Consider the following 26,233-nt stretch of genomic DNA (forward strand, 5'->3'; position numbering starts at 1 on the left):
TGGCTGACACGAAATTTCAGGGCGGCCCCTCGGGAGGCCGCCTTTTAGCTAGGAAAGCCTGCCGATGTCCTGGACCGACGAGCGCGTTGAACTACTCAAGAAAATGTGGGGCGAGGGGCAATCCGCGAGCCAGATCGCAAAGGAACTGGGCGGCGTCACCCGCAACGCCGTGATCGGCAAGGTGCACCGGCTCGGTCTGTCGAACCGCGCAGGCAGCGGCGGGGCCGCATCGCCGGCCAAGGCCGAAGCCAAGCCAAAGCCCGCCCCCAAGGCCAAGGCCGAGCCAAAGGTGCAGCCCAAGACCGAACCAGCGATCAAACCGGTGCCCGCGCCCGAGACGAAATCCACCCTGCCTGCCCGCAAGCAGATCATTCCCGCAGGCCAGCCCCTGCCGCCGCAACCCTCGGCCAACGAGATCAGCCCCGAGGCCTTGGCCAAGGTCAACGAGATCGAGAAGAAGGCCAAGAAGATCAGCCTGATGGAACTGACCGAGCGGACGTGCAAGTGGCCGGTCGGTGATCCGGCGACAGACAATTTCTGGTTCTGCGGCCTGCCTGTGCAACAGGGCAAACCCTATTGCGAGGCGCATGTGGGCGTGGCGTTCCAGCCGATGTCGTCGCGCCGGGATCGCCGCCGCTGATACCACATCGCCGGGAAACGGGACGCGCGCCGCGTATTGAAACAATGCGCCACGCAGGTGTGAGTTGTGCGTCACCCCCGTCCCGTGACAGGAAGGCCCGGTGACGCGAACCGACCAGAAGGCCCACCTCATGCGAGACCTGCCCCCTACCCCGCCACGCGCTGCTGATGTGCTGGCATCGCGGCTTTACGATGCCGGGTGCCGTCTGGCCTTTGGCATGCCCGGCGGAGAAGTCCTGACACTGGTGGATGCGCTGGAGCGTGCCGGTATCCGGTTCATTCTGTGCAAACACGAAAATGCCGCCGCCTTCATGGCCGAAGGGGCGTGGCACCGTACCGGCGCGCCGGGCATTCTGGTGGCGACTGTTGGTCCCGGCGCGCTGAACGGCGTGAACGCGGTCGCCAACGCACATCAGGACCGGGTGCCCATGATCGTTCTGGCCGGGTGCGTCGACGCGGACGAGGCGCAGACCTATACCCACCAGGTGCTCGATCAGACCCAGGTGTTCCGCCCGATCACAAAGGCGACGTTCACGCTCAACACCGGTGCGGCGCATGTGATTGCGGACAAGGCCGTCAGCATCGCCACCGAGGGACGCCCCGGTCCGGTCCATATCGATGTCCCCATCACGGTCGCGGTGACGCCCGTGACACCTGAAATCCCGGCGCGCCGGGCGGTTGCCACACCCACCGTGCCCGCCCCAGACGTGCTCGCGGACATGCGCACGCAGCTGGCAAAGGCGCAGCGCCCCGTGCTGATTGTCGGTGTCGATGCGATCAACCAGGGCTTTGATACCCGCCGCCGGGACATGGCGCAGCAACTGCGCACCTTTGTCGAAACATATAATGTGCCTGTCATCACCACCTACAAGGCCAAGGGCCTGCTGCCCGAGGATCACCCCCTGTCGCTGGGCGGGGCGGGCCTGTCGCCCAAGGCGGACAAGATCCTGCTGCCGCTGGTCCAGCGCGCCGACCTGATCATCGGCCTGGGCTACGACCCGATCGAGATGCGCACCGGCTGGCGCGATTTCTACTTTCCGGGCATCCAGACGATGTTCGACATTACTGCCGAACCAAACCACCACTACATGCACCAGGCCTCCGTCAATGTGGTGGGCGACTGCGCCGCGACGCTGAGTGCGATCTCGGACGGAGTAGCTCCCCGCGACACCTGGACAGACGGTGACATCGCGACGGCCAAGGCTGATCTCGATGCCGCCTTTCCGACCGATGATCCATGGGGCCCCGCCGCCGTCATCGACACCTGCCGCGCGGTCCTGCCGCGCGATACGCTCGCCACGGCCGACAGCGGCGCGCACCGCATCCTGCTGAGCCAGATGTGGCAGTGCTATGAACCGCGTGGCCTGATGCAATCTTCGGCGCTGTGCACGATGGGCTGCGCCATCCCGCTGGCCATGGGCGCACAAGTCGCCGACCCCGACCGCACCGTCGTCAGCTTCTCCGGCGATGCCGGGTTCCTGATGGTCGCTGGCGAGTTGTCCACCGCGGCCGAACTCGGCCTCAAGACGATCTTTGTCGTCTTCGTTGACGCGTCCCTCGCATTGATCGAACTCAAACAGCGCCAGCGGCAACTGACCAACGCAGGCGTCGATTTCGCCAAACACGACTTTGCCGCGATGGGCCGCGCCTTTGGCGGTGCCGGGCACACGGTGACCTCGCGCGACGAACTGCGCGCCGCACTGGATGCCGCACAGAACGCCGATGGCTTTACCGTCATCGCCGCCGTGATCGACCGGGGGGCCTATGATGGCCGCATCTGACGCAAGCACACCCGGCGCGCTGGACGGCCTCTTTGTTCTCGACCTGTCGCGCATCTTGGCTGGCCCCACCGCCACACAAATGCTGGGCGATCTGGGCGCTACCGTGATCAAGGTGGAAAACCCCAAAACGGGCGGCGATGATACGCGCGGATGGGGACCGAACTATGCCAAGGGGCTCGACGGTCAACCCACGGACCTGTCCGCCTATTTCATGTGTGCCAATCGTAACAAGCAATCCATCGCCGTGGACCTTTCCACCGAGGATGGACAGGACACCATCCGGCAACTCGCCGCGCGCGCCGACGTGGTGATTGAAAATTACAAACCCGGCGGCCTGACCAAATACGGCCTCGACCACCAGACGCTGTGCGCCGCGCATCCGGGTCTCGTTTACTGCTCCATCTCCGGCTTTGGCCAGACCGGGCCGAACCGGGACCAGCCCGGCTATGACCTCATGGCGCAGGGCTATGGGGGGATCATGTCACTGACCGGGGCCCCGGATGGCGCGCCGATGAAGGTTGGCGTCGGCATCGCGGATGTGATGTGCGGCATGTACGCAACCATCGGCATCCTTGCCGCCTTGCGTCACCGCGATGCCACCGGCGAGGGCCAGCACATCGACCTCAGCCTTGTGGACGCCCAGATGGCGTGGCTGATCAACGAAGGGTGCAACTTTCTGACCAGTGGGCAGGTGCCCGAACGGCGCGGCAATGCCCACCCCAATATCGTCCCTTATGACGCGTTCGAGGCCAGCGACGGCCACGTTCTGGTCGCCGTGGGCAATGACGCGCAATTCGTGCGGTTCTGCGATGCGGTCGGCGCGTCCGAACTGGGGGCCGACCCCAGGTTTGCCACGAACCTACTACGCATCGAAAACCGGACCACTCTGATCCCCGCGCTGCGCATGCAGCTGGCGACCTTGACCAAGGATGATATCCTGACCCGCCTGCGCGCGGCCAAGGTGCCTTGCGGCCCGATCCATGATGTCGCCGAGGCGCTCGGGTCGGATCAGGCGCGCGCGCGTGGCACGGTGGTGGATGTTCCACGCGACGACGTGGCGGACGGCGCAGTGCAGCTTTTGGCGAATCCCCTGAAATTTTCCGCCACACCAGTCCGTTACAGGCGGCCTCCGCCGCGCTTTGGGCAGGATACAGACGCCGTTCTTGCAACATTGGCGTCTCAAAAAAAGCAAGATTAGCCTTCCGTTCCCAAGCGCTTTGGCCGTTTTTCGCCTGCTTGGGGCATGCGCGCTCACGTTTTGGTCACGGAACCGCCCACCACCCTTCACGGTTGCGTGTGTCGGCCCGACAATCAGTACCAATCGGGCCTAGATGCAGTACACCCGATGCAACAACTTTCGTAAGAGGTACCGCACGCATGCTGCACGACATTTGCCAAGCCCCGGTCAGCCTGGACGACCCCGAGCTGGTTGCCGAATGGAACGGCATGATCCGCGCCTTCATGGCCCATGGAACCGCCACTCCGACGCATCTGGGTGCGGTGCTGTCCGGCGCACCGGACTTTGCGATGGGGCACGCAGCCAAGGGGCTGTTTTCCTTGATGATGGGCCGCAAGGAACTCAACGCCGTGGCGCGTGAGGCAGGCACCACCGCTGTCGCAGCCCTTGCCACTTCGGGCGGCACCGCCCGCGAACGCCTCTGGGTGCGCGCGCTGGGCGAATGGCTGGACGGTCGCCCGTCCGGTGCAATCGCCGCGATGGAGCGTGTTCTGGCAGAACATCCCACCGATACGCTGTCGGCCAAGGTCAGCCACGCAATCCGTTTCATCCTCGGTGACGGTGTGGGCATGCGCGCCTCGATCGAAAACGTGCTGGACGCGCACAAGGGCCACGCACTCGAAGGCTACGTGCATGGTTGCCATGCGTTCACACTGGAAGAAACAGGCGACTATGACGGAGCCGAAGCCGCAGGCCTCAAGGGTCTGCAACTGGCCACGGACGACGCATGGGGCCTGCACGCGGTGGCCCACGTCTACGACATGACCGCCCGCCCCGATCACGGCATCGCACTGATTGAAAACAACTGCGCGGCCTGGGATCACTGCAACAACTTCCGCTACCACGTGTGGTGGCACAAGGCGCTTCTGCACCTCGACCGCGGCGAGAATGACATCGTTCTGGCCCTCTATGATCAACAGATCCGCGCCGACAAGACCGACGACTACCGCGACATTGCGAATGCAACGTCCCTGCTGATGCGGCTTGAGCTCGAAGGCACAGCCGTAGGCGACCGCTGGGACGAACTGGCCGATTTCGCCCAGGGGCGGACTGACGATGGCTGCCTCGTCTTTGCCGATCTGCATTACCAACTGGCGCTGGGTGCCGCGGGACGCGATGGCGCACAGTCGTCGCTGGCCGCACGCTTTGCCGTGGATGCCGCGCGCCAGGGCGAAATGCCCGCCCGCGTGGCCGATCCGGGCAAGGCCGCCCTGACCGGGCTCAACGCTTTTGCCGAAGGGCGCTATGACGACGCGTTCCGCAATTTGGCCGCGGCCCGCCCGGGCATGCAGACCATCGGCGGCAGCCACGCCCAGCGCGACGTGTTCGAACGCATGACCATCGATGCGGGCCTGCGCTCTGGGATGTATGACGCGACCGAAGCCCTTCTCGAGGACCGGATCGCACGCCGTGCCGGTGCCATCGACCGGTTCTCGGCCACACGTCTGGCGAATATCAGCGATGCTCGCCGCATCCCCGCGCAGTAAGCCGCGCGCGCCCGACGTGACTGCGCGTCGGGCCTGACTCTTTGACCAAAGAAGACTAAACACCGGCCATGACCTTTGCCGATCCTACTCAGAGCCCCGCCGCACCCATCGCCGCCGCCGCCGCGGCACCCGTCCGCGTGCGCGACATCCGGCTGGATTTCTTTCGCGGGCTGGCGATGTTCATCATCCTCTTTGCCCACACGCCGGGCAACTTCCTGACCTCGTGGATCCCTGCGCGGTTCGGATTTTCAGACGCGACCGAGATCTTTGTCTTCTGTTCCGGCATGGCCTCGGCCATTGCCTTCGGCGCAACCTTTGACCGGGCCGGGTGGCTCTTGGGGACGGCGCGCGTCATCTACCGCATCTGGCAAGTCTACTGGGCGCATATCGGCCTTTTCTTTGCGACCGCCGCGATGCTGGCGTTCCTGACCAACCTCGATGCGACCACGCGCAACTACTGGGGCCAGCTGAACCTCTGGATGCTCTTTGTCGAACACTCCGAAGGCCTTTGGGAAACGCCGGACATGCTGTTCAGGTTCATGACGCTGCAATGGGTGCCGAACCTGTTCGACATCCTGCCCATGTACATGGTGATTCTCGCGATGATGCCGGTGGTGATCGTGCTGGGCAGGATCCATATCGGCCTGCTCGCCGCGGCCAGCCTGACGCTGTGGTTCTTTGGCCAACGCGCATTCACCGAGGCGCTCGGCCTGCCCTACCTGAACTTTACCGCCGAACCCTGGGTCGGCAGTGACGACTGGCAGCGCCGCTGGTTCCTCAACCCGTTCGGCTGGCAACTGGTGTTCTTCACCGGCTTTGCGTTCATGCGCGGCTGGATCCCCAAGCCACCCGTGACACCGATCCTCATCGGGCTGACCGCATTCATCGTACTGGCCAATGTGCCGCTCTCCAATATCGGCGTGCGCGAGTTTGGCTTTGACTGGGCCCGCGAATGGCGGGTCGAGAACCGCCAGTGGATCTCCAAGACCGACTTCGGCATCCTGCGCTATGTGCAGTTCCTGTCACTGGCCTACCTCGCCTGGGTCATCGCAGGGGACAAGGGCAATCGCATCCGCGCGGGCGTCAGTACGCTGGGCCGCATCTGGGGCGGTATCCTTGCCGTGATCCTCAAGGTGGGCCAACAGTCTCTTGCCGTCTTCGTGGTGTCGATCTTCGTGGCGCGCTTCAACGGCTTTGCCATGGACATGCTGGGCCGCGACACCGGAACCGTTCTGGCCGTAAATGCGTTCGGCTGTGGATGCCTGATCCTCACAGCCTATCTGGCAGGATGGTTCAAGACGACCCCATGGAAACCAAAGGTGGCCCGCTGATGCTGAGACGCGAATTCCTTGCCAGCCTTGCAGCCCTCGCCGCCGCACCCCGCGCATCCTGGGCGCAGGAAGCCGCGGAACCCGGCCTGCAACTGGGTGATGCGACTGCATTTGCGCCGTCCGACGTGGCCGACATGGCACGCGAAATGGCCGCACGCGCCTACACACCGCGCCCGCTCATCCCCGAGCCGTGGCGCAACCTGACCTATGACCAGTACCGCAAGATCTGGTTCGACAGTCGCAATGCTCTCTGGGAAGGGTCCGACGCACCACAACGCGTCGACGTGTTCCCACCCGGCCTCTACTTTCCACGGGCCATCCGCACCTATGTGGTGGACGGCGATCAGGCGCGCCCGCTCCGCTTTGACATGGGCGTGTTCGACACCACTGACAAATTCCCCGATGTGCCAATCGATGACACGCTGGGTTATTCCGGCCTGCGCCTGCGCGCCGAACTGCGCCAGCCCGGCATTTACGAGGAATACGCGGTCTTTCAGGGCGCCAGCTATTTCCGTGGCATCGGCACCGGCGACATCTATGGTCTGTCCGCGCGTGGCCTTGCCCTGAAAACCGGCGATCCGTCGGGCGAGGAATTTCCCGACTTCACCCATTTCTGGCTCGAACGCCCGCTGGCAGGTGCAGCCGAGATTGTCCTGCACGCGCTGCTCGACAGCCCGTCCTGCACAGGTGCCTACCGGTTCGAGATCATGCCCGGCCAGCCCCTGAAAATGCGCGTCGAGGCCGAGATTTTCGCGCGCAGCACGCTGACCCATGTGGGGATCGCACCGCTGACATCCATGTTCCTTTACGACGACATGGACCGCCAACGCTTTGACGATTTCCGTCCCGCCGTGCACGACAATGACGGGCTGATGATCCACAACGGCGCGGGCGAAGTGATCTGGCGTCCTCTCGCCAACCCGCTCACACTTCAGATCAGTGCGTTTGGCGATAACAACCCGCGCGGGTTTGGCCTGATGCAACGGGCGCGCAAGTTCGAGGATTTCAACGACCTCGAGGCGCTGTATCACCGCCGTCCGGGCCTCTGGGTGACACCGGGCGAGGGCTGGGGGCGCGGCAACGTGCAACTGGTCGAGATCCCCGCCGACCGCGAAATCTATGACAACATTGTCGCCTACTGGCGTCCCTCTGCGGACATCGAGGCAGGCAGCTCGCATCGCATCACCTACCAGCTTGATTGGGGATCCGATCCCGCACCCAAGGCGGCCATGCCACTGCGCGTGCTGAACACCGCAGCGGGTGGGCGACCCGAGGGCGGGCGCATCTTTGCCATCGACTTCGAAAATGCCGATCACGTGCCAACGGATCTGGGCAAGGTTGACCGCCTCGTGCGGTCAAGCGCGGGCGAAGTGACCGAGGGCATCATTCAACGCAACCCCGCCACCGGCGGGCCGCGTCTGGCGTTCACATTCATGCCGGGCGACGCGACCTGGGCCGAGTTCCGGGCGCAGCTGCGCCTTGATGGCGAGGCGCTCAGCGAGGTCTGGCTGTACCGGTGGACCCAATCGTGACCACATCCCCCCGCGATATGCCGCCAAAGGCGCCTCTGGATATGCCAGAGCAGAACTTTGACGTGGCCCCTGTTGCGGCGGTCCCGACCGTGGGAGCTCATGATCGTCTGTGGCGCGTCGCGGTCTTTTTGCCTGCGCTGGTGATTACCGGGCTGATGGTCTGGGCGCTGCACGGGCTGTTCGAGACGGCGGGCATGACCGGGTTTGAATATGTGCTGCTGGTGCTGATCGGGATGACCTTTGTGTGGGTGACCCTGTCGGTGTCCACTGTGGCCGTAGGTCTGGCCGGGCGGCTTGAACCCGCAGACACCCTGCCGGATGCGCCGCCGCTTGACGTGGCGCTTCTGGTGCCGGTCTACAACGAAACGCCGTGGGATGTGTTTGGGAACGCGGCCGCGATGTTGCAGGACCTGACCCAACAGCGCGGCGGCCACCGCTACGCGCTTTTTGTGCTGAGCGACACGCGCGACGACGCCATCGCCGCCCAAGAATGGCGGGCGTTTCAGGCGCTCAAGGCCCAGGCACCGTTTCCCGTGCACTACCGCCGCCGGACGGACAACACCGACAAGAAGGTCGGCAATATCGTCGACTGGATTACCGGCTGGGGCGCCGATCACGAGGCCATGCTGGTTCTGGATGCCGACAGCCTGATGTCCGGACGCGCCATTGACCGCCTTGCCTCCGAGCTTGCCGCCGACCCGCAGGCGGGCCTGATCCAGAGCTTTCCTCAACTGATCGGCGCCAATACCCTCTTTGGCCGAATGCAGCAGTTTTCCGGCGTGGCCTATGGATGGCTCCTGGCCGAAGGGCTGGCCCACTGGTCGCGGACCGAGGCGAACTATTGGGGTCACAACGCCATCATCCGCACCCGCGCCTTTGCTTCGTCTGCGGGGCTGCCGCATCTGCGCAGCCTGTCGGGCCGCAGCGACCTGATCCTCAGCCATGATTTCGTAGAAGCCTCTCTCTTGCGGCGCGCAGGCTGGCGCGTGCGGTTCCTGCCCCGCATCGCAGGAAGTTTCGAGGAAACCCCCGCCACGCTGATCGACTACGTGCTGCGTGACCAGCGCTGGTGCCGCGGCAACCTGCAACACCTGCGCCTGCTGGCGACACGTGGCTTGCACCCGGTCAGCCGCTTTCACCTCTTTCAAGGGGCCGCCGCCTACCTGATGTCACCTGCGTGGTTCGTGCTGCTGGTGTTCTGGGCCCTGCTCGGGCGCGACGCAGAGACCAACGTGATCTCCTATTTCAACGAGGCGAACCCGCTGTTCCCGAACTGGCCACCCGCCATGACCCATATCGACAGCGCCATTTTCCTCGTCGTGATGTACGCGATGCTGCTGACGCCCAAGATCACCAGCGCGGTCATCATCGCCAGCCACCGCAAAGCCGCGCGCCTCTTTGGCGGGCGGAGGGCGTTTCTGACGGCTGTGCTGGTCGAACTGGCCCTGTCCGTGGCCTATGCGCCGATCATGATGATCCAGCAGACCCGCGCGGTGCTGCGGTCCCTGACGGGACGCGGATCGGGCTGGCAGCCGCAATCGCGCGACGCCCAGCGCCGCAGCCTGCGCACGCTGGCCGCCTTCCACTGGGTCGAGACCATGCTTGGGATCCTGTTGCTCGCCGGTCTGTTGGCCGGGCTTGTGTCGTGGTGGCTGTTCCCGATCATGGCGAGCCTGCTGCTGGCCGTGCCGCTCTCGGCGCTCAGCGCGCGGCCCGCATCGGCCATGTCGCGCGTGCTCAGCCTCGACAACCCGCTCACCTTGCGCGAACCGACCATCGTGTCCAACGCGCGCACCGCGCGGGCGGAATTGCGCGCCCATATCGACACGCCGAACATCGCTGCGGAATAGAGAGGCGAGGACGGGCGCACACAAGGCGCACGCCCCGCACACTCACTCGGCGGCCCAGGTCACCGTGGGCAGGCCACGTTTCAGCCACCCCGGGCCCGCACCTGATCCCAACATGCCTTCCGGCACATCAATGATGGTCGTGAACCCGGCGGCGGTCAGCCGTTCGGTCATCCGGCGCGACCGCACCCCGCGGGCACAGATCAAGGCCACGGGCGCGTCCGTCTGCCCGGCGGTATGTTGCAACAGGACATCCGTGAAATCATCGCGGCGCATGTCGATGGTGACGGCACCCTCGCCCACGCCCGTGCGCTCCCACTCGTCCGGCCTGCGGATATCGACCAGCACAATCTCGCCCGACACGGCCGCGCGGTGCGCATCAGGTGTACTTAGCGTGCCGTCCACCCCCGCCTGCGCGGAGATGTTGTACCAGCGAGAGGCAAATACGGCCCCGCCGACAATCATGGTGCCCGCTGCAATGCCAAAACCCCGGCGCGACATGCGCACCGGGGCCCGGCCTGAGGCTTGGGTCTTGGAGGTCTCAGGGTCTTGTGTCATGTCGCCTCAACTGTTGGGGGCCGTGCTGGTGAATTTGGGGATGGTCCGGTCGGATGCTGGCGTGGGGTCCAGCGACACCCAGTTGCTTTCCGACAGGGTCAGGTTGCCGGGAATGTCCTCTTCCCAAAAGCCCACGACGACGTCGGTGATGTTCAGGTACAGCTTGCCATCGACAATACGCCACAGATAGGGGTTGGCCGGAACCTTGCCGCCCTGGGCCACGCCATAGGCACAGTGCCCGTCATATTGCGGCGCGTATTTGGCGGGGTTGGCGACAAACGCATCCCGGTTGGCCTCGGTCGAAAAGGCAAAGGTCGCGCCGTTGTAGTCCGCAGTGATGGACGCTTCACCCGGCACCGCGGCGGGCTGCGATTGGCCGACCGGGTTCTGATCCAGGCTGAAATAGGCAACCACGTCGTAACCGGACACGGCAAACCCTGTCTCATCAACATATTGATCGCCGGCAAAGGCCGCACTGGCCATGGTCAGCGCACTCGCGGCGGCGGCAACTGTCAGGGTAAATCGGTTCATCATCGGGCTTTGGTCCTCCGGGACATCGGGTGAGGGTCATGTCGCGTCACCGGCCCACATCATGCTCGGCAACACTGCGAGAATAGGCGCGCCCTGTCCAGCTTGGCAGGGCCGCTCGCGCCGATGTGACCGCGCGCCAGACTGGCGTGATCCCCCTAGCGCAGCTTCGGGGGGCGGTCCGGATCGGATCCCGGTGCGGACGGTGCCGGGGCGGATGTGGGCGCAGGCTGCGGCAGGTCAAACCGCAACCCCACCCGCGCCAGCCGCGCCGTCACAGGGTCGGAAGCATCGAAAAAGCCCACATCCATCGCGCCCGCCTCGATCCCGGAAAAGGTCAACGCCTCCGCCGCCGCACGGGCCAACGCGTCCTCGGCACCGGGGGCCGCGCCAATCACGGCCAGCAGGTGGCCGCGCGCGCCATCGGTGTCCGTCGTGCCCACCAGATAGGCCATATGCGCCAGCCCCGTCGCCGTCGCCAGCTTGGTATCGAGCGCGGAAATCAGTACGTCGGGCAACCCTGTCGGGGCCGACACCTCCGCCAACCGCGCCTCGATCTCGTCCGGCCCATGGCTCAGCGTCTGGGCCAGCCAGCGCACCCCGTCCGCATCCAGCAGGAAGGACGAGGGCGCCACATCAAGGTTCAAACCCAGCCCCAGCCCCTGTTCGGCCAGCAGGCCAGCAATCACCCGGCCCGACAGCGCGGCATAGGGGGCTTCGGCCCCCACGAAAGCCGCCAGCCGTTCCTCACGGTCAAAGACCAGCACCAGCGGGCCAGCGCCGGGATCAAAGACTTGCGGCGTGACCTGATCCCCTTCGGCCTCCGACTCCAGCAGTAGGAACAGTTCCGCATCGCCCAGACGCTCAAAGAACCGCAGGCGTGCCGCGTCCTCGTCCGGTGCCGCCTCCATGGCCGCGTGGGCCTGATCCAATGCCGTATCCGTCATGTCTGTCCCTCTTGCGCACTGCCAGATGTCTGGTGCCCACCGGGTATTGCGCCACGCCGGGTGAGGCAAGGGGGCTGATCACTGCAACAGCCGCGCCACCCGTCGCTGGATCCGTGGCACGATCTCGGCCTCGAACCAGTCGTTCTGCTTCAGCCAGCGATTGTTGCGCGGGCTCGGGTGCGGCAGGACGAACACTCCGTCCTCGCCCGCGCCCGACGTTCGCACCGCGTCCCGCACGGAGTACCCCTTGAGGTAGGGCGCGTGCCACGCGATCGCATAAGCCCCGAGGATCAGGGTAAGTTCGACGTCCTCCAGCATCTCCATCACCGGCGCGCGCCAAGTGGCGGCGCATTCGGGCCGGGGCGGTGCATCCCCGCCGGGAGCGCTGCCGGGAAAGCACAGGCCCATCGGAAAAATGCCGATGCGCGGGTCGGTGTAGAACGCATCCCGGTCGATCCCCATCCATGCACGCAGCCGTTCGCCCGACGGATCATCAAAGGGTCGATTCTTGTAATGCGTGATCCGCCCCGGCGCCTGCCCCACGATCAAAATACGTGCGCCCGCCGACAGCTGAAAGATCGGGTTCGGCCCCAGTGGCAGCCCCTCGCAAACGGTGCAGGCGCGCATTTTGGTCGTCAGGCTGTCAAAATCGCGCGTCATTCCTGCAAGGCCTCTGTTATGTTCCAAACCCTTGAGGACAATAGGCATTGGCGCAGCACAGGCAAATCACATCCTTCGCCTGAGATCAGGACGTTTCGAACTTTTTCGAAATAAAGCTTGCGAGAAACCGTTCATTTCAATATTTCTAGAATCATGAAATTGAATGACGCCCCCACCCTCGACCTCACCCGCGCCGCCGCCGCCTTTGCAGCCCTCGGTTCCGAACAACGCCTCTCCGTCCTGCGCACGCTTGTCCGGGCCGGGCCCGACGGGCTCAGCATCGGAGAGCTGGGCACGCGTACCGGCGTGACCGGCTCCACCCTGACGCATCACATGAAAATCCTCACCACCGCCGGCCTCGTCACCCAGGCCCGGCAGGGGCGCTCGATCATCTGCGCGGCAGTTGCCTTTGACGAGGTGACCAGCCTGTCGACTTTCCTGCTCACCGAATGCTGCGCCGACAGCCCCAACACGGATCATGACCATGGCTGATACCACGACCCAAACGCCGCAAGAGTGGCGCAAATACCTCGACGGCGCATGGATCGCGTCAGCGTCCGTTCTGCTGATCGTCGCAATTCTGGACCCAGCGCAACTCTGGCCAACCGTCCAGTTTGCCGCCTCCGCTCTGCTGGGCACTGCACCCTTTATCGCCTTTGCCGTGCTGGCCGTGGCGTACCTCAAGGCGACAGGGGCCGAAAACCTGCTGGCCAAGGCGTTCGAGGGCAATCCCGCCCGCATGATCGTCATGGCGGCCCTTCTGGGCGGGCTATCACCTTTTTGTTCCTGCGAAGTGATCCCCTTCATCGCCGCCCTGCTGGCCGTGGGCGCACCGCTGGGGGCCGTGATGGCCTTCTGGCTCGCCTCACCGCTGATGGATCCCGCAATGTTCGCCATCACCACCGGCGCCATCAGCCTCGAATTTGCGCTGGCCAAGACCGTGGCCGCCGTAGCGCTCGGGATGTTGGGCGGATTTGGCACGCTGATGCTGGCGGGCACCCCGGTCTTTGCCGACCCCTTGCGCGAGAAACCCAGCGTCAGCGGATGCTGCGGCGTCAAACAACCCTTCTCCGCCACACCGGTCTGGCGCTTCTGGACGCAGGCCCCGCGCCGCGACACGTTCCGCAGCACAGCCCTCGAAAACGCCGTTTTCCTGCTGAAATGGCTGACACTGGCCTATGTGATCGAGGCGGTGATGGTGCACTACATGCCCGCCGACCTGATCGCCACGGTGCTGGGCGGCACGGGCATCGGCACTGTGATCCTCGGGGCGTTGGTGGGCATGCCCGCCTACCTGAATGGCTATGCCGCGGCACCCCTGGTTGCAGAACTGCTGGATCAGGGCATGTCGAACGGGGCCGCAATGTCGTTCATGCTTGCCGGCGGCGTCAGCTGCATCCCCGCCGCCATCGCGGTCTGGGCACTGGTCAAACCGCGTGTCTTTGCCGCCTATCTCGGCTTTGCCCTCGCCGGGTCGGTTCTGGCGGGCATCACGTGGCAAATGCTCACCTGAACGTGCGCGGGCGACAGTCTCCGCTCGCGCAACAATACACCAGCAATCCTGTACATTTGTCACCGACTTGGACATAATGTTGCCCAAGTCGGTGACTAGACCATTAAGACACCTCTGTTAAGGAGGGCACAGGCACCCCACCTGTTATCAGGGGATCATGGAAGGCAATCCGCGGAGCAACGGGATGCTAGAGTTCGAAAACGTATCCAAGTCCTTCTGGACAGGCACACAGCGCAAGGTGATCCTTGACCGTGTGTCTTTCCGGGTGGAATTGGGCCATTCCTTCGGCGTGCTGGCGCCCAATGGCACCGGCAAGACGACGTTGATCAACATGATGGCGGGCCTCGAAAAACCGGACGAGGGCGAAATCCGCCGCATGTGCAACATCTCGTTCCCGCTGGGGTTCATGGGCGGGGTGATCCCGAAAATCTCCGCACATGAAAACTCGCGCTATATCGCGCGGCTCTACGGGCTCGACCCCGATTATGTCGAAAGCTTCTGCCGCTGGCTCTGCAATCTGGGCGAATATTTCGACCAACCCATCGGCACCTACTCCTCGGGCATGCGGGCGCGGTTTTCCTTTGCGCTGATGCTGGCCCTCGACTTTGACATCTACCTGATCGACGAAGGCATGCCGTCCTCCACGGATGTCGACTTCAATCGAAAAGCAGGCGAAGTGTTGCAGGAACGTCTGCGCACGACCACAATCATCATCGTGTCACATCAGGCGCAGACGCTCGAAAAATTCGCGCGCTCCGCGGCGGTCCTTCTGGATGGCAAACTGCACATGTTCGACACGCTGGAAGAGGCGAAACGGCTCTATGACTACGAAACCCAAAGCTAGAAAATTCCGCATCAAGCGGTCGGCACCCAGCCTGGGCAGCGCAGCAGCGGCCCAGACCCAAGACCAGCAACCGGCGCCTGCGCCGCGTCCCGCCGCCCCCGCTCCGCAACCCGCAGCACAGGCGCCGCAGCCCCCCCGCCCACAGGCGCAAACGGGCGAAGTCGCCTCGGCCGGTCAGGTCGCGGGCGAGAACACCATCGACGCCATCCGCCAGGAGGGGCTGACAGGCCGCCAATTGCGCATGGCACGCCGCGTGGCCCAGAAACACAACCTGCCCGCCACATCGGATTTCGATGCGGTGCGCCTGTTGCGGGACAAGGGGATTGACCCGTTCCAGCGCTCGAACATGCTCGAGCTTGTCGTGCCGCAGGCCGGGGCCGAACAGCACGAGGGCGGCGCACCGGACGCCTTCGCCAGCCTGCCCGCCACCACGGGTGGCGCAGGCGCGCAACAGGGCAAGGTGCAACTGCCCCAGACCGTGCCCGTCAAGAAACAGCAGCTGCCCTCTACCGAAGTCAGCCCCGCCGAACGCCGCGCTGCCGAAATCCGCAACATCCAGCGCGATATCGGCCGCCGTCGCCGCAAGAAAACCGGCCTTTTGCTGGTGCGGCTCGCGTTCTTTGTGATGCTGCCCACGTTCCTTGCGGGCTACTACTTCTACAGCATCGCCACACCGATGTACGCGACCAAATCCGAATTCCTGATCATCCAGAACGAGGGATCAGGCGGTGCCGGTCCGCTGGGTGGCCTCTTGCCGACGCAATTCGCCACCAACGCCGACAGCATCGCGGTGCAGGGCTTTTTGCAATCCAAGGACGCGATGCTCAGGTTGGACCGGGATGTCGGTTTCAAGTCGCACTTTACCCAGGGCTGGATCGATCCGATCCAGCGGCTGAGCGAAGAGCCCACCAACGAAGAGGCCTACAAGGTCTATAAAAAGAATGTCAAAATCGGCTATGACCCGACCGAAGGCATGATCCGCATGGAGGTCGCCGCCGCCGATCCGCAAGTTTCCGCCGAGTTCTCGCGCCAGCTGATCGACTATGCCGAAGAGCGGGTGAACAACCTGTCCGCCCAGAAACGCGACGACCAGATGCGCGACGCCCGCGAAGGGTTCGAACGCGCCGAAGGTGAACGGCGCGCGGCACAAGAGGATCTCGTACGTCTTCAGATCGAGGGATCGACCCTCGACCCCGAGGGCGTCATTGCATCCTTGCGGACACAGATCGGACAGCTCGAGACGCAGATCATCGAAAAACGGATCGAACTGCAAAGCCTGCTCAACAACGCGCGTCCCAACCAGTCGCGCGTGGATGGCGCGCGCGGCACGCTGCAAATCCTCGAAGACCAGCTGGCCATTCTCAACAACAAGATGACCGACGTGTCCAAGGGCGAAAACTCCCTCGCCGAGCTGGCCGCCCGCATCCAGATCGCCCAGGCCGACCTGGCTGCGCGCGACATGATGCTGCAATCGGCGCTGCAACAGATGGAACAGGCCCGCGTCGAAGCCTCGCGGCAGGTGCGCTACCTGACGGTTGCGGTTGAACCCATCGAAAGCCAGGAGCCGTCCTATCCCCGCGCATTCGAGAACACGATCTTGGCTTTCCTCGTATTTGCAGGCATCTACCTGATGATCTCGCTCACCGCGTCGATCCTCAGAGAACAGGTGACCAGCTAACATGAAACACGTCTCTATCGCCGACCTGACCATCGGCAATGACCGCCCCCTGACGGTGATCGCGGGCCCTTGTGCCCTCGAAGGTGTCGGCATGGGCCAGGACATCGCGGGCCAGATGAAGGAGGCCTGCGAAGCCGCGGGCGCGCAATACATCTTCAAGGCCAGCTACGACAAGGCCAACCGCACCTCGCTGGGCGGCGGGCGCGGCCTGGGGCTGGATGAGGGCCTCAAGGCCCTGCAAACCATCAAGCAAAGCGTCGGCGTGCCCGTCCTCACCGATGTCCACAACGAGGCGCAATGCGCGATCGCGGCCGAGGTCGTCGACGTGCTGCAAATCCCCGCCTTCCTCTGCCGCCAGACCGACATGCTGCTCGCCGCAGGTGAAACCGGCGCGGTGGTGAACATCAAGAAGGGCCAGTTCCTCGCACCGTGGGAGATGGGCAATATCGTCACCAAGGTCGAAAGCACCGGCAATACCCGTATCCTGCTGACCGAACGCGGCACCTCCTTTGGCTACAACACGCTGGTGGCCGACATGCGGTCGATCCCGCAAATGGCGCAAACCGGGTACCCCGTGGTGATGGATGCCACCCACTCGGTGCAGCAACCGGGCGGCAAGGGCGGATCATCTGGCGGGCAGCGCGAGTTTGCCCCCGTCATGGCGCGCGCCGCCGTGGCCATCGGCACCGCCGCCGTGTTCATCGAAACCCACCCCGACCCGGACACTGCCCCGTCGGACGGGCCAAACATGATCTACCTCGATCAGATGCCCGCGCTCATCGAAACGCTCATGCAATTCGACGCGCTGGCCAAGGCGCGACCCGTGCAAATATAGGCGCAACCGGGGGTAAGGGTTCCCCCACCTTGTTTTTGAAAATACGTCAACGTACGATTGAATCGATTGCGCACCCCCGCGGTGCACAGATGTATTTTGACGGATTTGATCATGCGACGACTTTTGGCCCCCCTCATCCTGGCTATGGGTGTGCTCTCTGCCTGCGCCTTCGGGGCCGCGGAATTTGCGACCTACCGGCAGGCGTTCGAGACACAATATGTCGAGGGCGAAAAGGTTCTGGACGAGGTCGCGCGCGCCGAACGCGCGCTGGTCGACCAGCAATTCAGCCGCCAAAGCGGCGTGCGCGCTTTTGATCCGGACGAGGCCAAGTATTACGTCAAGGTCGGCGATCCCCCCCTGACCGGCGCGATCCGCGCCAGCCTCACGGCCCTCAAGGACTACAACGACGCGCTCTCTGGTCTCGCCACCGGCGAGGCCGCCGCCGCCGTGCGCGGAGAGCTAAGCTCGGCCAACTCCGCGCTCAAATCTTCGCTGACCGCACTGGGCGGCGCCACCGGGGTCGACACCGCCTTTGTCGGCACCCTGTCCGGTGGGATCGGCAAGGCCATCACGATCCTCGAAGTCATCGAACGGGCACAAAACCGTATCGACTTTCGCGAACAGCTGGTGGCAGGACATCCCGACATGAAGGCCCTGTTGCAGACCCTGCGCGCAGGCACCCCCGCCATGTTCGACGTGGTACAACTGTCGCGCACGACCCTTGGCGGGCTGGGCGGCAGTGACGGCGTCAGCGGCGACAACCTTGTCCGGCTCGAAGAGTTTCGCGCCCTGATGGCCGGGTGGGTGATCCTGATCGATCAATCGATCCTCGCCATGGATCAGGCCGTCGTGGCTGTGGCCACGCAATCGGGCAACCCGGATCTGACGGCCTTGATCGACGCCTCTGTCGAACTGGAAATCCTCGCCGGCGCCATCAAGGCCGCCCGCAACTGACACCAACCATATCGTCTTCGGGAGGGACACCATGGACCTGAACCAGATGAAACAGCAGCTGCTCACCATGCGCCGCGCCCTTGAAGGGCCTTGGTCCACGGCCAAGGCGGCGGGCGACACTGCCGAAATGCAACGCCTCGAAGGGATCGCCAAGGACATCGACGAATTGCGTATCGATGCCGCCATGATCGGTCTGGCCCAACTGGCCACCGAAATGACCAAGATCCGCGCCCGCATCGACGGCCATCAGGCCAATCTCGACAACCTCGCTGGCGGGCCGCTGTCGCGGATCAAGCAACAGATCCAGGACATCTTCGCCCAAACCTCCGAAGAGGAGGTCTCCGCCCCCCCTGTCGCCGTCACGACCCGCGACACACCCGTCGTGGCCGCGCCAGCGCCGCAACCCGCCGCACCTGCACCGACAGATACACCCGCCCCCGTCGCCGCCACACCGGCGCCTGCACCCGCACCTGTCGCCACCACGCCCGCTCCTGCGCCTGCCCCAGTCAACGCCAGTGGCGGGCTGGTGCTGACGGATGCGCATATGATCGCCCTCTGGCGCCGCTCGCTCTTTCCCATCGACAACAGCCGAATCACCGTGTTCGGCCTGCGCGGCTGTCGCCCGGTCGACTTCTCGGGCACCGGTGTCGGTGTCGGACACGAGATCGTCATGACCCCGGTCGACTATCAGGTGATGAAATGCACCATCGGTCACTGGCATCCCGGCAGCGGCCTCGCGCTCTTCCCCGGCTCGACCGTTCCATACGGGGCCGTTGTGGCCGCAAAGCGCGCGGCCAACGGCGTGGGCGTGAACCAGATGGGCCGCGGCCGCTACAGCCGCTACGTGGCAGGCTGGCACAAGCGCAGCGAAGGGCCAAACGGCCACTGGGCCCTGCGTCAGGAATGCGCGATCACCATTCAGCGCACTGGCGATGATACCGACTTTGACCTTTCCGACCGGTGGGAGGTCGGGCGCATTGCCGGTGACAACATCCACTGTGCCTTCCACATGGGTGTCGATGGCAATCCAGCCGACGCGCGGTTTTCCTCCGCAGGCTGCCAGACCATCGCAGGCACTTTGAAAAAAGGCGTGCCCGGCTCCGAGGTTGGCCCTTACAAGGCCTTCATCGATCCGTTCATGGACGCGCTCGGCAAACAGAAGGAAACCCAATACGTCCTCTTTGGCGCCGAAGAGGCCCAGATGATGATCCGCACCCACTGCGCGGGCAAGACCGTCATCCTCAGGTTCGGCTCCTTCGGTCCGCTGGTGGAAGAGCTGCAAAAGGCACTGAACCGCAACGGCGCGCATCTCAAGATCGACGGCGATTTCGGCCCCGGCACCTTTGTCGCGGTGACCGATTTCCAGACCCGCGTATTCGGGCCCAGCGGTGATGACGGCGTCGTCGGCCCCGGCACGGCCGCGAAACTGGACCTGATCCTGCCGCTCTTTGACTACGACGATGCGATCGCCGGTGGTCCGGGCCATACGGGTCCATCCGGAGCACCCACCAGCGAGACAAATGCCGATCTGGGCGCGCTGTTTCCCGGCGCGATCCCGCCCGTGGCAACTCCGGGCACCGAACTGGCCTTCGGGGCTGTCACCCGCGAGAAACACGGGCAGGCCTTCAATGACAAGGTCATCGCCATCGCGGGCCGCCTGAAATGCGATCCCAACCACCTCATGGCGGTCATGGCCTTCGAGACGGGCGAGAAATTCTCCTCCGACGTCAAGAATGCTGCGGGCAGCGGGGCAACGGGCCTGATCCAGTTCATGCCCAAAACGGCCAAAGGCCTCGGCACTACAACGGCCAAGCTGGCCCAAATGGACGCCATCGACCAACTCGATTTTGTCGAGGCGCATTTCAAAAGCGTCGTAGGCAGCCGCGCCATGCCCGCCCTCAGCGATGTCTACATGGCCGTGCTGCTCCCCAGCGCTGTGGGCAAACTCGACAGCCACGTCCTCTTTGCCCAAGGCACACGCGCCTACGACCAGAACAAGGGCCTCGACAAGAACAAGAACGGCAAGATCACCAAGGCCGAAGCCGCAGGCAAGGTCCAGCTCAAACTCGAGCTGGGTATGAAAAACGGACGCTTTGGCTAGAGGTGCCCAAGGGTCGGCGGGTGGGCGCCTTTGACCGCAAGGTCAAACAGAGCCACCCGACAACCCAAACCCCCTGTCCCCGCGGGGACAGATCAGTCAAAAAGGCTCCGCAACCCCTTCTTGACCTTGTCTTCCAGCTTCTGCTTGGCCGCGTCTTCAAGGTCTTGCCCGGTGTCAGCAACACCCAACTCATCCGCCACCTTGCTGCGCAGCGCCTCCTTGGCCTTGGCCTCGACCCGCGCCTTCTCCGCCTCGATCTTCTTGTCGAGGTTCAGGTCAATCGCGGCCTCCAGATCCGGACGGATGCGCGGGCTGGCCCAAGGCCCCACCACCCGCACCGGGATCGCAAGGCCCGTGCCCTCGTTCGCCCGCAACGCCACCGGCGTGAAGGTATAGTCGATGGTCTGCAATCCAAGCCCCACCTGCCCCGCGCCACGAGCCTCGTAGTTCTTGAGCTTCAGCAACAGATCCTCGTTGCGCAACACCCCATCCGCAATCGCCCAGTTTGCGCCTAGGCTATCAAAGACGGTTGTCCCACCTCCCACCTGTCCAGACCGCATCAAGCGGTCCAGGTCAAAGCCAAGAATGGTCCCCTGCCCGAACAGGATCGACCCGTCGCCCGACAGCGACTTCATGATCGCGTCAACGCTTTGCCCCACACCCAGAAAGGACATCGCGCCATCAGCCCGGCCGGTCAGGCGGTCAATCCCGGCCGCGTCCGTCAGCACAGCCTGCATGTCAATCGCAGCGAGGTTCATCTTGCCACCCACAGACAGACCCGAGCGATTGTTGAGCACGAATTGCCCCGTCACCGTCCCACCATAGGCAGCGATCTCACGCAGTTCGAACACCATACGGCTGCGTTCGTTCCGCAACAGGGTCCGGGTCTGGCCCAATTTGAACTGGCCCAAGTCGATGCTGCTGGCGGTCAGGGCAATCTCGCCGTCAAAGGCGCTGAGCCCGCTGGCATCGATCCGGTCCGTGGGCCAACCGCTGCCCGCCGGGGCAGCAGAGCCTGCGCTGGCCTCTGACCCGCCGCCCGTCGCACTGCGCAGATCCAGCGCGCCTGCGTTCAGCTGGGCGTTGACCTGCGGTGTACCGTTCAGCCCGATATCCGCTGCACCGCTTATCACGTTCCCATCCAGATCCGCGCGCAGATCCCGCAGGGACAGGCGACGATCCGCAGTGAGCGTCAACTCCGTGCGCATATCGACCGACTGCCCAAGCCGCGGCGGCAGGCCCGGCGCGGGCAACCCCAACGCCGCCATGAAGGCATCCGTCTGTGGTATATCCAGCGTCAGCAACCCCGCCACATCGCCCGCCGTGCTGGCCCGTCCGGCCAGGTTCAGACGCCCGCCGCCTGCACGGATCGTGGCGTCCACCGGCTGGACCTGTCCGGCGATGAACCCGGCAAATTGGTCGATGCGGGCCTCGACCTCGACCGCGCTGCCCGCGGGGCGCAACGTGGCCCGGATATCCGCAGGCCCCAACCGTTCCGGCCAGTCGAGCGCCAGGTCCACACCCGAATAGGACACCAGGTCCGCCCCTTCGGCATCATAGATCAGCGTGGCATCCGTCACCCGCAGCGTTTCGATGGACACCGCCTGCGGTGTGCGGTCCGGGGCCACTTCGGTCTCAATCTGCGCCGCGCCGCTGGCATCGGTAAAGACCCAGCTTGCGCGCCCGTCCGCGCGGCTTTCCAGTCGGATCGTGGGCCGCGTGGCGGCAATGTTGGTGATGCGGATCTCCCCCGACAAGAGCGCCATGGCGTCCACACCGATCGCCGCGTTTTCCGCCGTGAGCATCGGCCCCTGATCGGACCAGTCGGCATTGCCGACCTCGAGCCCATCCGCGCTGACCCCCAGCACCGGCCAAAGCGTCATGGACACGCCCGAGATGGAGACGTCACGCCCCGTGGCCTTGCGGATCTGGTCGGCGGCCAGCGCGCCGATGCGGTCGGCGGGCAGAAAGAACACCGACACAACCGCGACAAGGACAAGCACAACGACAAGGCCGATCAGGCGTAGAATCCATTTCATTGGGGCTGCTCCGTTCTGATGACGCGTTGCGACCAGCCTAACGCAGCGCGGGCGCGGCCCCCAAGCCTTTTCCCGGCGCGCAATTTCACTTATGAGGCAAGTCATGAGCACAAACCCGCCAAACCTGCGCCCCGACCTCGCCCCTGCCGCCAAAATGGACGGCACGCGCCGCCCCGGACAGCCGACCATCGGCATGGTCAGCCTTGGCTGTCCCAAGGCGCTGGTGGACAGCGAACGTATCCTGACGCGCCTGCGCGCCGAAGGGTACGGCGTGTCGCCCGATTACAGCGGTGCGGATGCGGTGATCGTGAACACCTGCGGGTTTCTGGACAGCGCCAAGGCCGAGAGCCTTGATGCCATTGGTGAAGCATTGACCGAAAACGGGCGGGTGATCGTGACGGGGTGTCTGGGGGCCGAGCCCGACTACATCACCGGCGCGCACCCACGCGTGCTGGCCGTCACTGGCCCGCATCAATACGAACAGGTGCTGGATGCGGTGCATGCCGCCGTGCCCCCGGACCCGGACCCGTTCATTGATCTGCTGCCCGCCAGCGGCGTATCGCTGACGCCCCGGCACTTCAGCTATCTGAAGATTTCCGAAGGCTGCAATCACAAGTGCAAGTTCTGCATCATCCCGGACATGCGCGGGCGGCTGGCGTCGCGGCCCGCCCATGCGGTAGTGCGCGAGGCGGAAAAGCTGGTCGAGGCGGGCGTGCGCGAGTTGCTGGTGATTTCGCAGGACACCTCGGCTTACGGCGTCGACATCAAACACGCGGAGGATCGCAGGCACCGCGCGCATATCACCGATCTGGCGCGTGACCTTGGGTCTTTGGGGGCTTGGGTGCGCCTGCACTATGTCTACCCCTATCCGCATGTGCGCGAGTTGATCCCGCTGATGGCGGAAGGTCTGGTGCTGCCCTATCTCGACATCCCGTTCCAGCATGCGCACACCGACACATTGCGGCGTATGGCGCGCCCGGCGGCGGCTGAACGGACGTTGGACCGGATTGCAGAGTGGCGCGGCATCTGCCCGGACATCACGCTGCGCTCGACATTCATTGTCGGCTATCCCGGCGAGACAGAGGCGGAGTTCCAGACCCTGTTGGATTGGATGGACGAGGCGCAGTTGGACCGCGTGGGTTGTTTTCAATACGAAAACGTCGATGGCGCGCGGTCGAACGCGTTGCCCGATCATGTGGCCTCTGAGGTCAAGCAGGAGCGGTGGGAGCGGTTCATGGAAAAGGCCGCGGCCATTTCCGAGGCCAAGCTGGCGGCCAAGGTTGGCCAGCGCATCCAGGTAATTGTGGACGAGGTCGACGACGAGGCCGCCACCTGCCGGACCAAGGCCGATGCGCCCGAGATCGACGGCAACCTGTTCATCGACAAAGGATTCGCCCATCTGACGCCCGGCGACATCGTCACGGTCGAGGTGGACGAGGCGGGCGATTACGACCTGTGGGGCAAGCTGGTTTAAACCCGCGATTTTGCGTGGATGTTGCAATTTGAGATAAATGTTCTATATTTGTTCTCCACGATAGGAGAACGCTCATGTCCATACATCCCACGCTTCCTGGTCTGTTTGAGCCTGTGCAAGCCGCGCTGCCGCTGGATGTGCAGCCGGCGACGGAGAAGCAGATTGCCTTTGCCCGGTCGCTGGCGGCGCGGACGGGGCGGCCATTGCCTGCGGCGCTGTTGACGGATCGGGCGGGGTTGTCCGCGTGGATTGACGGGGCGCGACCCAAGACGCCCGAGGGCCCGTTTGCCGCCTATCCCAGTGCCAAGCAGGTGCAGTTTGCCGAGCGGATTGCGCGGCTGAAGCGGCGCGAGATCCCGGCAGAGTGTTTTAAGGACAAGGGGTTGATGTCGCGCTGGATCGACGGGAACAAGCCGCGCTGACGCTGCGGCGCTTTGCCCCTTCGCGCTTGTGCGGGCGGGGATTATGTTGGGTGTATGAGTGATGACACCCGCGTTCTGTACAATGCCAACTGCCCTGTGTGCAGTTTCGAGATCGACCACTATGCCGCGTATAGTGACCGGACGGGCCTGCCCATCCGGTTCGAAGACCTGAACGCAGCCGAGATGGACGACTGGGGGCTGAGCCGGGATGCAGCCGCGCGGCGGCTCTATGTCCTGAAGGACGGGCAGATGTATTCGGGCATTCCCGCGTTTATCGTGTTGTGGCGCGATATGCCGCGTTATCGCTGGCTGGCGCGGCTGGTGTCGGTGCCGGGGGTGCATTGGCTGGCGGCCAAGGTCTATGACCACGTGCTGGCGCCGTTGATTTACCGCTGGCACCTGCGCAGGCTTCGCGCAACGTCAACGGTTTCGTGACGGTTTGTGCCCTAGACTGACGCGGCAATGACCGTCAGGCTGGTGCCATGGCCTATCCCTATTCCGTTCCCGAGACCCTTGCCGATGCGTCGGTCCATTTAGTTGGCGTGAGCCTTGCCGTGTTGGGGGGCGGGTTCCTCGTGTTGCACGTGGCGCAGCACCACGGCGCGCCGCAGATCGCGGCGACCAGCATCTATGCGGTGTTCATGGCCGCGTCACTGGTGGCGTCGGCGCTCTATCACCTGCTGCCATGGGACCGGACGCGCCCGTTCTTTCACCGGATGGATCACGCCGCCATCTACCTCAAGATCGCGGGCACCTACACGCCGCTTGTCGTGCTGATCGGGTCGGCCTTTGCCTATGTGGTGCTGGCGGCCGTGTGGCTGGTGGCGCTGGCGGGTGCTGTGGCCAAGATGAGCTTTTGGGCCACGGATGCGCGAGGATCCCTCGCGCTTTACCTCGCACTCGGCTGGGCCAGCGTGCTGCTGATCTGGCCGATGTGGCAACACCTGCCGGGCGGAACCATCGCTTTGGTGGCCATTGGCGGCGGGCTTTATTCGCTGGGCACGATTTTCGACGCGATGAAGGCGTTGCGGTTCCAGAACGCGATCTGGCACAGCTTTGTGCTGGCGGCCTCGATCTGCTTTTTCGGGGCGGTGGCGCTGGGTGTCTCAGTCTGAGCCCTTGGCCAGCGCCCGAAACGCGCGGGCGTTGCGGCAATAGTGCGGCGTTTCAGAAACTGTGCCCATTTGATGCGTCAGCCAGTCCTCGCAATGCGCCGTCTGGGTACATCCCGCACAGCGCAGCACCAGATCGGACAGGTCGGAGGGGCGCAAGCCGCCGCGCAGCGCCGTTTCCTGGAGGTCGATCCCGCGGGCGGCGGCCATCCGGTCCACGAGGGCCGCGTGGCGTTTCAGGCGTGCAGAAGTCGTCATGGGCAGGATCCTTTGCAATAGGGGGTCATCCCCAAGAGCCTGCCAGATCCGATGCACCGATCCTTGACCCAGATCAAAGCGTGTCGAGATAGACCCGAACGCAGGTTTGCACATGACGAAAGCGGTCCCCGCCCAGATGTTTGCCACCATACCAGCGGGTCACAACGATCAGATGATCCTGCACCGCATCGCGCATCAGCATCCGCAGGATCACCATGCCCGCGCCGCTTTCGCCGTCATCGCCCTTGATCGGTCCGCCCTTGCTGAGGTCACAGCCCCATGTATTGTGCGTCGCCTTGGCGTAGGCGCGATCCTTTTTCAGTGCGGCGAGGGCGGCGTCGATCTCGGCCCGGCTGGACACCGGGCAGCCAGACACAGCGTATTTCGACCCTTTGTCGGTCAGTATTTGGCCCAGCTGTTTCATGTCAGGTCATCGCGCGGACACCCCGCGCCGAT

At 64.4% G+C, this 26,233-nt stretch carries 25 protein-coding genes; 18 read left to right on the forward strand and 7 right to left on the reverse strand.

Annotation, left to right across the window (positions count from 1 at the left end; all coding sequences use genetic code 11):
• The first annotated feature begins 64 nt into the window (after nucleotides 1–64).
• From Q0949_RS16955 to mdoH, 7 genes are all read left to right on the forward strand, one after another.
• Nucleotides 65–640 (forward strand): GcrA family cell cycle regulator, encoded by a 576-nt coding sequence (locus tag Q0949_RS16955; RefSeq protein WP_299374990.1) that lies wholly within the window; start codon nucleotides 65–67, stop codon nucleotides 638–640.
• A 130-nt stretch (nucleotides 641–770) separates the two neighbouring features.
• Complete coding sequence (locus Q0949_RS16960) at nucleotides 771–2,420, forward strand: thiamine pyrophosphate-binding protein (RefSeq protein WP_299374992.1); 1,650 nt, start codon at nucleotides 771–773, stop codon at nucleotides 2,418–2,420.
• On the forward strand, nucleotides 2,407–3,618 hold the full coding sequence (locus Q0949_RS16965) for a CoA transferase (RefSeq protein ID WP_299374995.1): 1,212 nt from the start codon (nucleotides 2,407–2,409) through the stop codon (nucleotides 3,616–3,618). Before Q0949_RS16960 ends, Q0949_RS16965 begins: the two co-directional genes overlap by 14 nt.
• Before the next feature lie 179 nt (nucleotides 3,619–3,797).
• Nucleotides 3,798–5,144 carry a tetratricopeptide repeat protein gene (locus tag Q0949_RS16970; protein WP_299374998.1) on the forward strand — a complete coding sequence of 449 codons (1,347 nt, stop codon included), beginning with the start codon at nucleotides 3,798–3,800 and terminating at the stop codon, nucleotides 5,142–5,144.
• A gap of 68 nt (nucleotides 5,145–5,212) precedes the next feature.
• Nucleotides 5,213–6,475 carry an OpgC domain-containing protein gene (locus Q0949_RS16975; RefSeq protein WP_299375001.1) on the forward strand — a complete coding sequence of 421 codons (1,263 nt, stop codon included), beginning with the start codon at nucleotides 5,213–5,215 and terminating at the stop codon, nucleotides 6,473–6,475.
• The gene (locus tag Q0949_RS16980) at nucleotides 6,451–8,007 is read left to right on the forward strand and encodes a glucan biosynthesis protein G (protein WP_299375004.1); all 1,557 of its coding nucleotides are present in this window, start codon (nucleotides 6,451–6,453) and stop codon (nucleotides 8,005–8,007) included. Before Q0949_RS16975 ends, Q0949_RS16980 begins: the two co-directional genes overlap by 25 nt.
• On the forward strand, nucleotides 8,004–9,857 hold the full coding sequence (gene mdoH, locus Q0949_RS16985) for a glucans biosynthesis glucosyltransferase MdoH (protein ID WP_299375007.1): 1,854 nt from the start codon (nucleotides 8,004–8,006) through the stop codon (nucleotides 9,855–9,857). Before Q0949_RS16980 ends, mdoH begins: the two co-directional genes overlap by 4 nt.
• A 42-nt stretch (nucleotides 9,858–9,899) precedes the next feature.
• On the opposite strand, the gene Q0949_RS16990 is transcribed toward mdoH, so the two are convergent.
• From Q0949_RS16990 to Q0949_RS17005, 4 genes are all read right to left on the reverse strand, one after another.
• Nucleotides 9,900–10,412 carry a rhodanese-like domain-containing protein gene (locus Q0949_RS16990; RefSeq protein WP_299375010.1) on the reverse strand — a complete coding sequence of 171 codons (513 nt, stop codon included), beginning with the start codon at nucleotides 10,410–10,412 and terminating at the stop codon, nucleotides 9,900–9,902.
• Nucleotides 10,413–10,418: 6 nt separating this feature from the next.
• Entirely contained in the window at nucleotides 10,419–10,943 is a 525-nt protein-coding gene (locus Q0949_RS16995; protein ID WP_299375412.1) for a YHS domain-containing (seleno)protein, read from the reverse strand.
• Between the two features lie 155 nt (nucleotides 10,944–11,098).
• The gene (locus tag Q0949_RS17000; protein ID WP_299375013.1) at nucleotides 11,099–11,887 is read right to left on the reverse strand and encodes an SseB family protein; all 789 of its coding nucleotides are present in this window, start codon (nucleotides 11,885–11,887) and stop codon (nucleotides 11,099–11,101) included.
• Between the two features lie 78 nt (nucleotides 11,888–11,965).
• Complete coding sequence (locus Q0949_RS17005; RefSeq protein WP_299375016.1) at nucleotides 11,966–12,547, reverse strand: uracil-DNA glycosylase family protein; 582 nt, start codon at nucleotides 12,545–12,547, stop codon at nucleotides 11,966–11,968.
• A gap of 153 nt (nucleotides 12,548–12,700) precedes the next feature.
• Here Q0949_RS17005 and Q0949_RS17010 point away from each other — a divergent pair, with 153 nt between their 5' ends.
• From Q0949_RS17010 to Q0949_RS17040, 7 genes are all read left to right on the forward strand, one after another.
• A complete protein-coding gene (locus Q0949_RS17010; RefSeq protein WP_299375019.1) occupies nucleotides 12,701–13,039 on the forward strand; it encodes a metalloregulator ArsR/SmtB family transcription factor in 339 nt (112 codons plus the stop codon).
• Entirely contained in the window at nucleotides 13,032–14,060 is a 1,029-nt protein-coding gene (locus Q0949_RS17015) for a permease (RefSeq protein ID WP_299375022.1), read from the forward strand. Before Q0949_RS17010 ends, Q0949_RS17015 begins: the two co-directional genes overlap by 8 nt.
• A gap of 184 nt (nucleotides 14,061–14,244) precedes the next feature.
• Nucleotides 14,245–14,904 (forward strand): ATP-binding cassette domain-containing protein, encoded by a 660-nt coding sequence (locus Q0949_RS17020; protein WP_299375025.1) that lies wholly within the window; start codon nucleotides 14,245–14,247, stop codon nucleotides 14,902–14,904.
• Nucleotides 14,882–16,582, forward strand: coding sequence for a capsule biosynthesis protein (locus Q0949_RS17025; RefSeq protein WP_299375028.1), 1,701 nt, complete (start codon nucleotides 14,882–14,884; stop codon nucleotides 16,580–16,582). The genes Q0949_RS17020 and Q0949_RS17025 overlap by 23 nt, the downstream gene beginning before the upstream one ends.
• A gap of 1 nt (nucleotide 16,583) precedes the next feature.
• Nucleotides 16,584–17,417, forward strand: a complete 834-nt coding sequence (kdsA, locus tag Q0949_RS17030) for a 3-deoxy-8-phosphooctulonate synthase (protein WP_299375031.1) — start codon at nucleotides 16,584–16,586, stop codon at nucleotides 17,415–17,417.
• A 111-nt stretch (nucleotides 17,418–17,528) separates the two neighbouring features.
• Entirely contained in the window at nucleotides 17,529–18,371 is an 843-nt protein-coding gene (locus Q0949_RS17035; protein ID WP_299375034.1) for a hypothetical protein, read from the forward strand.
• A gap of 31 nt (nucleotides 18,372–18,402) precedes the next feature.
• Complete coding sequence (locus Q0949_RS17040; protein WP_299375037.1) at nucleotides 18,403–20,472, forward strand: peptidoglycan-binding protein; 2,070 nt, start codon at nucleotides 18,403–18,405, stop codon at nucleotides 20,470–20,472.
• 92 nt (nucleotides 20,473–20,564) lie between these two features.
• Here Q0949_RS17040 and Q0949_RS17045 read toward each other — a convergent pair whose 3' ends face one another.
• Nucleotides 20,565–22,511, reverse strand: coding sequence for an AsmA family protein (locus Q0949_RS17045; protein WP_299375039.1), 1,947 nt, complete (start codon nucleotides 22,509–22,511; stop codon nucleotides 20,565–20,567).
• 103 nt (nucleotides 22,512–22,614) lie between these two features.
• On the opposite strand from Q0949_RS17045, the gene rimO reads away from it, so the two are divergent.
• From rimO to Q0949_RS17065, 4 genes are all read left to right on the forward strand, one after another.
• Entirely contained in the window at nucleotides 22,615–23,985 is a 1,371-nt protein-coding gene (gene rimO / locus Q0949_RS17050; RefSeq protein WP_299375042.1) for a 30S ribosomal protein S12 methylthiotransferase RimO, read from the forward strand.
• Between the two features lie 74 nt (nucleotides 23,986–24,059).
• The gene (locus Q0949_RS17055) at nucleotides 24,060–24,407 is read left to right on the forward strand and encodes a hypothetical protein (RefSeq protein ID WP_299375044.1); all 348 of its coding nucleotides are present in this window, start codon (nucleotides 24,060–24,062) and stop codon (nucleotides 24,405–24,407) included.
• Between the two features lie 54 nt (nucleotides 24,408–24,461).
• On the forward strand, nucleotides 24,462–24,842 hold the full coding sequence (locus Q0949_RS17060) for a thiol-disulfide oxidoreductase DCC family protein (RefSeq protein ID WP_299375047.1): 381 nt from the start codon (nucleotides 24,462–24,464) through the stop codon (nucleotides 24,840–24,842).
• A gap of 47 nt (nucleotides 24,843–24,889) precedes the next feature.
• A complete protein-coding gene (locus Q0949_RS17065) occupies nucleotides 24,890–25,522 on the forward strand; it encodes a hemolysin III family protein (RefSeq protein WP_299375050.1) in 633 nt (210 codons plus the stop codon).
• On the opposite strand, the gene Q0949_RS17070 is transcribed toward Q0949_RS17065, so the two are convergent.
• Nucleotides 25,514–25,777, reverse strand: coding sequence for a DUF6455 family protein (locus Q0949_RS17070; protein WP_299375053.1), 264 nt, complete (start codon nucleotides 25,775–25,777; stop codon nucleotides 25,514–25,516). The two genes, Q0949_RS17065 and Q0949_RS17070, sit on opposite strands and share 9 nt — an antisense overlap.
• Nucleotides 25,778–25,850: 73 nt before the next feature.
• Entirely contained in the window at nucleotides 25,851–26,201 is a 351-nt protein-coding gene (locus Q0949_RS17075; RefSeq protein WP_299375056.1) for a YigZ family protein, read from the reverse strand.
• Between the last annotated feature and the right edge of the window lie 32 nt (nucleotides 26,202–26,233).

Origin of the sequence: uncultured Tateyamaria sp. (genome assembly GCF_947487805.1) — a bacterium.
In the GTDB taxonomy this organism is placed as follows: domain Bacteria; phylum Pseudomonadota; class Alphaproteobacteria; order Rhodobacterales; family Rhodobacteraceae; genus Tateyamaria.

Excerpts from the sequence above, each read along its gene's own strand:
- Q0949_RS16965 (WP_299374995.1), top strand. The coding sequence starts at position 2,407 with ATGGCCGCATCTGACGCAAGCACACCCGGCGCGCTGGACGGCCTCTTT.
- Q0949_RS17060 (WP_299375047.1), top strand. The coding sequence starts at position 24,462 with ATGAGTGATGACACCCGCGTTCTGTACAATGCCAACTGCCCTGTGTGC.
- Q0949_RS16980 (WP_299375004.1), top strand. The coding sequence starts at position 6,451 with ATGGAAACCAAAGGTGGCCCGCTGATGCTGAGACGCGAATTCCTTGCC.
- Q0949_RS17025 (WP_299375028.1), top strand. The coding sequence starts at position 14,882 with ATGACTACGAAACCCAAAGCTAGAAAATTCCGCATCAAGCGGTCGGCA.
- Q0949_RS17020 (WP_299375025.1), top strand. The coding sequence starts at position 14,245 with ATGCTAGAGTTCGAAAACGTATCCAAGTCCTTCTGGACAGGCACACAG.
- Q0949_RS17070 (WP_299375053.1), bottom strand. The coding sequence starts at position 25,777 with ATGACGACTTCTGCACGCCTGAAACGCCACGCGGCCCTCGTGGACCGG.
- Q0949_RS16960 (WP_299374992.1), top strand. The coding sequence starts at position 771 with ATGCGAGACCTGCCCCCTACCCCGCCACGCGCTGCTGATGTGCTGGCA.
- Q0949_RS17065 (WP_299375050.1), top strand. The coding sequence starts at position 24,890 with ATGGCCTATCCCTATTCCGTTCCCGAGACCCTTGCCGATGCGTCGGTC.
- Q0949_RS16975 (WP_299375001.1), top strand. The coding sequence starts at position 5,213 with ATGACCTTTGCCGATCCTACTCAGAGCCCCGCCGCACCCATCGCCGCC.
- Q0949_RS17055 (WP_299375044.1), top strand. The coding sequence starts at position 24,060 with ATGTCCATACATCCCACGCTTCCTGGTCTGTTTGAGCCTGTGCAAGCC.
- Q0949_RS17010 (WP_299375019.1), top strand. The coding sequence starts at position 12,701 with ATGAAATTGAATGACGCCCCCACCCTCGACCTCACCCGCGCCGCCGCC.
- Q0949_RS17075 (WP_299375056.1), bottom strand. The coding sequence starts at position 26,201 with ATGAAACAGCTGGGCCAAATACTGACCGACAAAGGGTCGAAATACGCT.
- Q0949_RS16955 (WP_299374990.1), top strand. The coding sequence starts at position 65 with ATGTCCTGGACCGACGAGCGCGTTGAACTACTCAAGAAAATGTGGGGC.
- Q0949_RS17000 (WP_299375013.1), bottom strand. The coding sequence starts at position 11,887 with ATGACGGATACGGCATTGGATCAGGCCCACGCGGCCATGGAGGCGGCA.
- rimO (WP_299375042.1), top strand. The coding sequence starts at position 22,615 with ATGAGCACAAACCCGCCAAACCTGCGCCCCGACCTCGCCCCTGCCGCC.
- Q0949_RS17035 (WP_299375034.1), top strand. The coding sequence starts at position 17,529 with ATGCGACGACTTTTGGCCCCCCTCATCCTGGCTATGGGTGTGCTCTCT.
- Q0949_RS16970 (WP_299374998.1), top strand. The coding sequence starts at position 3,798 with ATGCTGCACGACATTTGCCAAGCCCCGGTCAGCCTGGACGACCCCGAG.
- Q0949_RS17045 (WP_299375039.1), bottom strand. The coding sequence starts at position 22,511 with ATGAAATGGATTCTACGCCTGATCGGCCTTGTCGTTGTGCTTGTCCTT.
- Q0949_RS16995 (WP_299375412.1), bottom strand. The coding sequence starts at position 10,943 with ATGAACCGATTTACCCTGACAGTTGCCGCCGCCGCGAGTGCGCTGACC.
- Q0949_RS16990 (WP_299375010.1), bottom strand. The coding sequence starts at position 10,412 with ATGACACAAGACCCTGAGACCTCCAAGACCCAAGCCTCAGGCCGGGCC.
- Q0949_RS17005 (WP_299375016.1), bottom strand. The coding sequence starts at position 12,547 with ATGACGCGCGATTTTGACAGCCTGACGACCAAAATGCGCGCCTGCACC.
- kdsA (WP_299375031.1), top strand. The coding sequence starts at position 16,584 with ATGAAACACGTCTCTATCGCCGACCTGACCATCGGCAATGACCGCCCC.
- Q0949_RS17040 (WP_299375037.1), top strand. The coding sequence starts at position 18,403 with ATGGACCTGAACCAGATGAAACAGCAGCTGCTCACCATGCGCCGCGCC.
- Q0949_RS17015 (WP_299375022.1), top strand. The coding sequence starts at position 13,032 with ATGGCTGATACCACGACCCAAACGCCGCAAGAGTGGCGCAAATACCTC.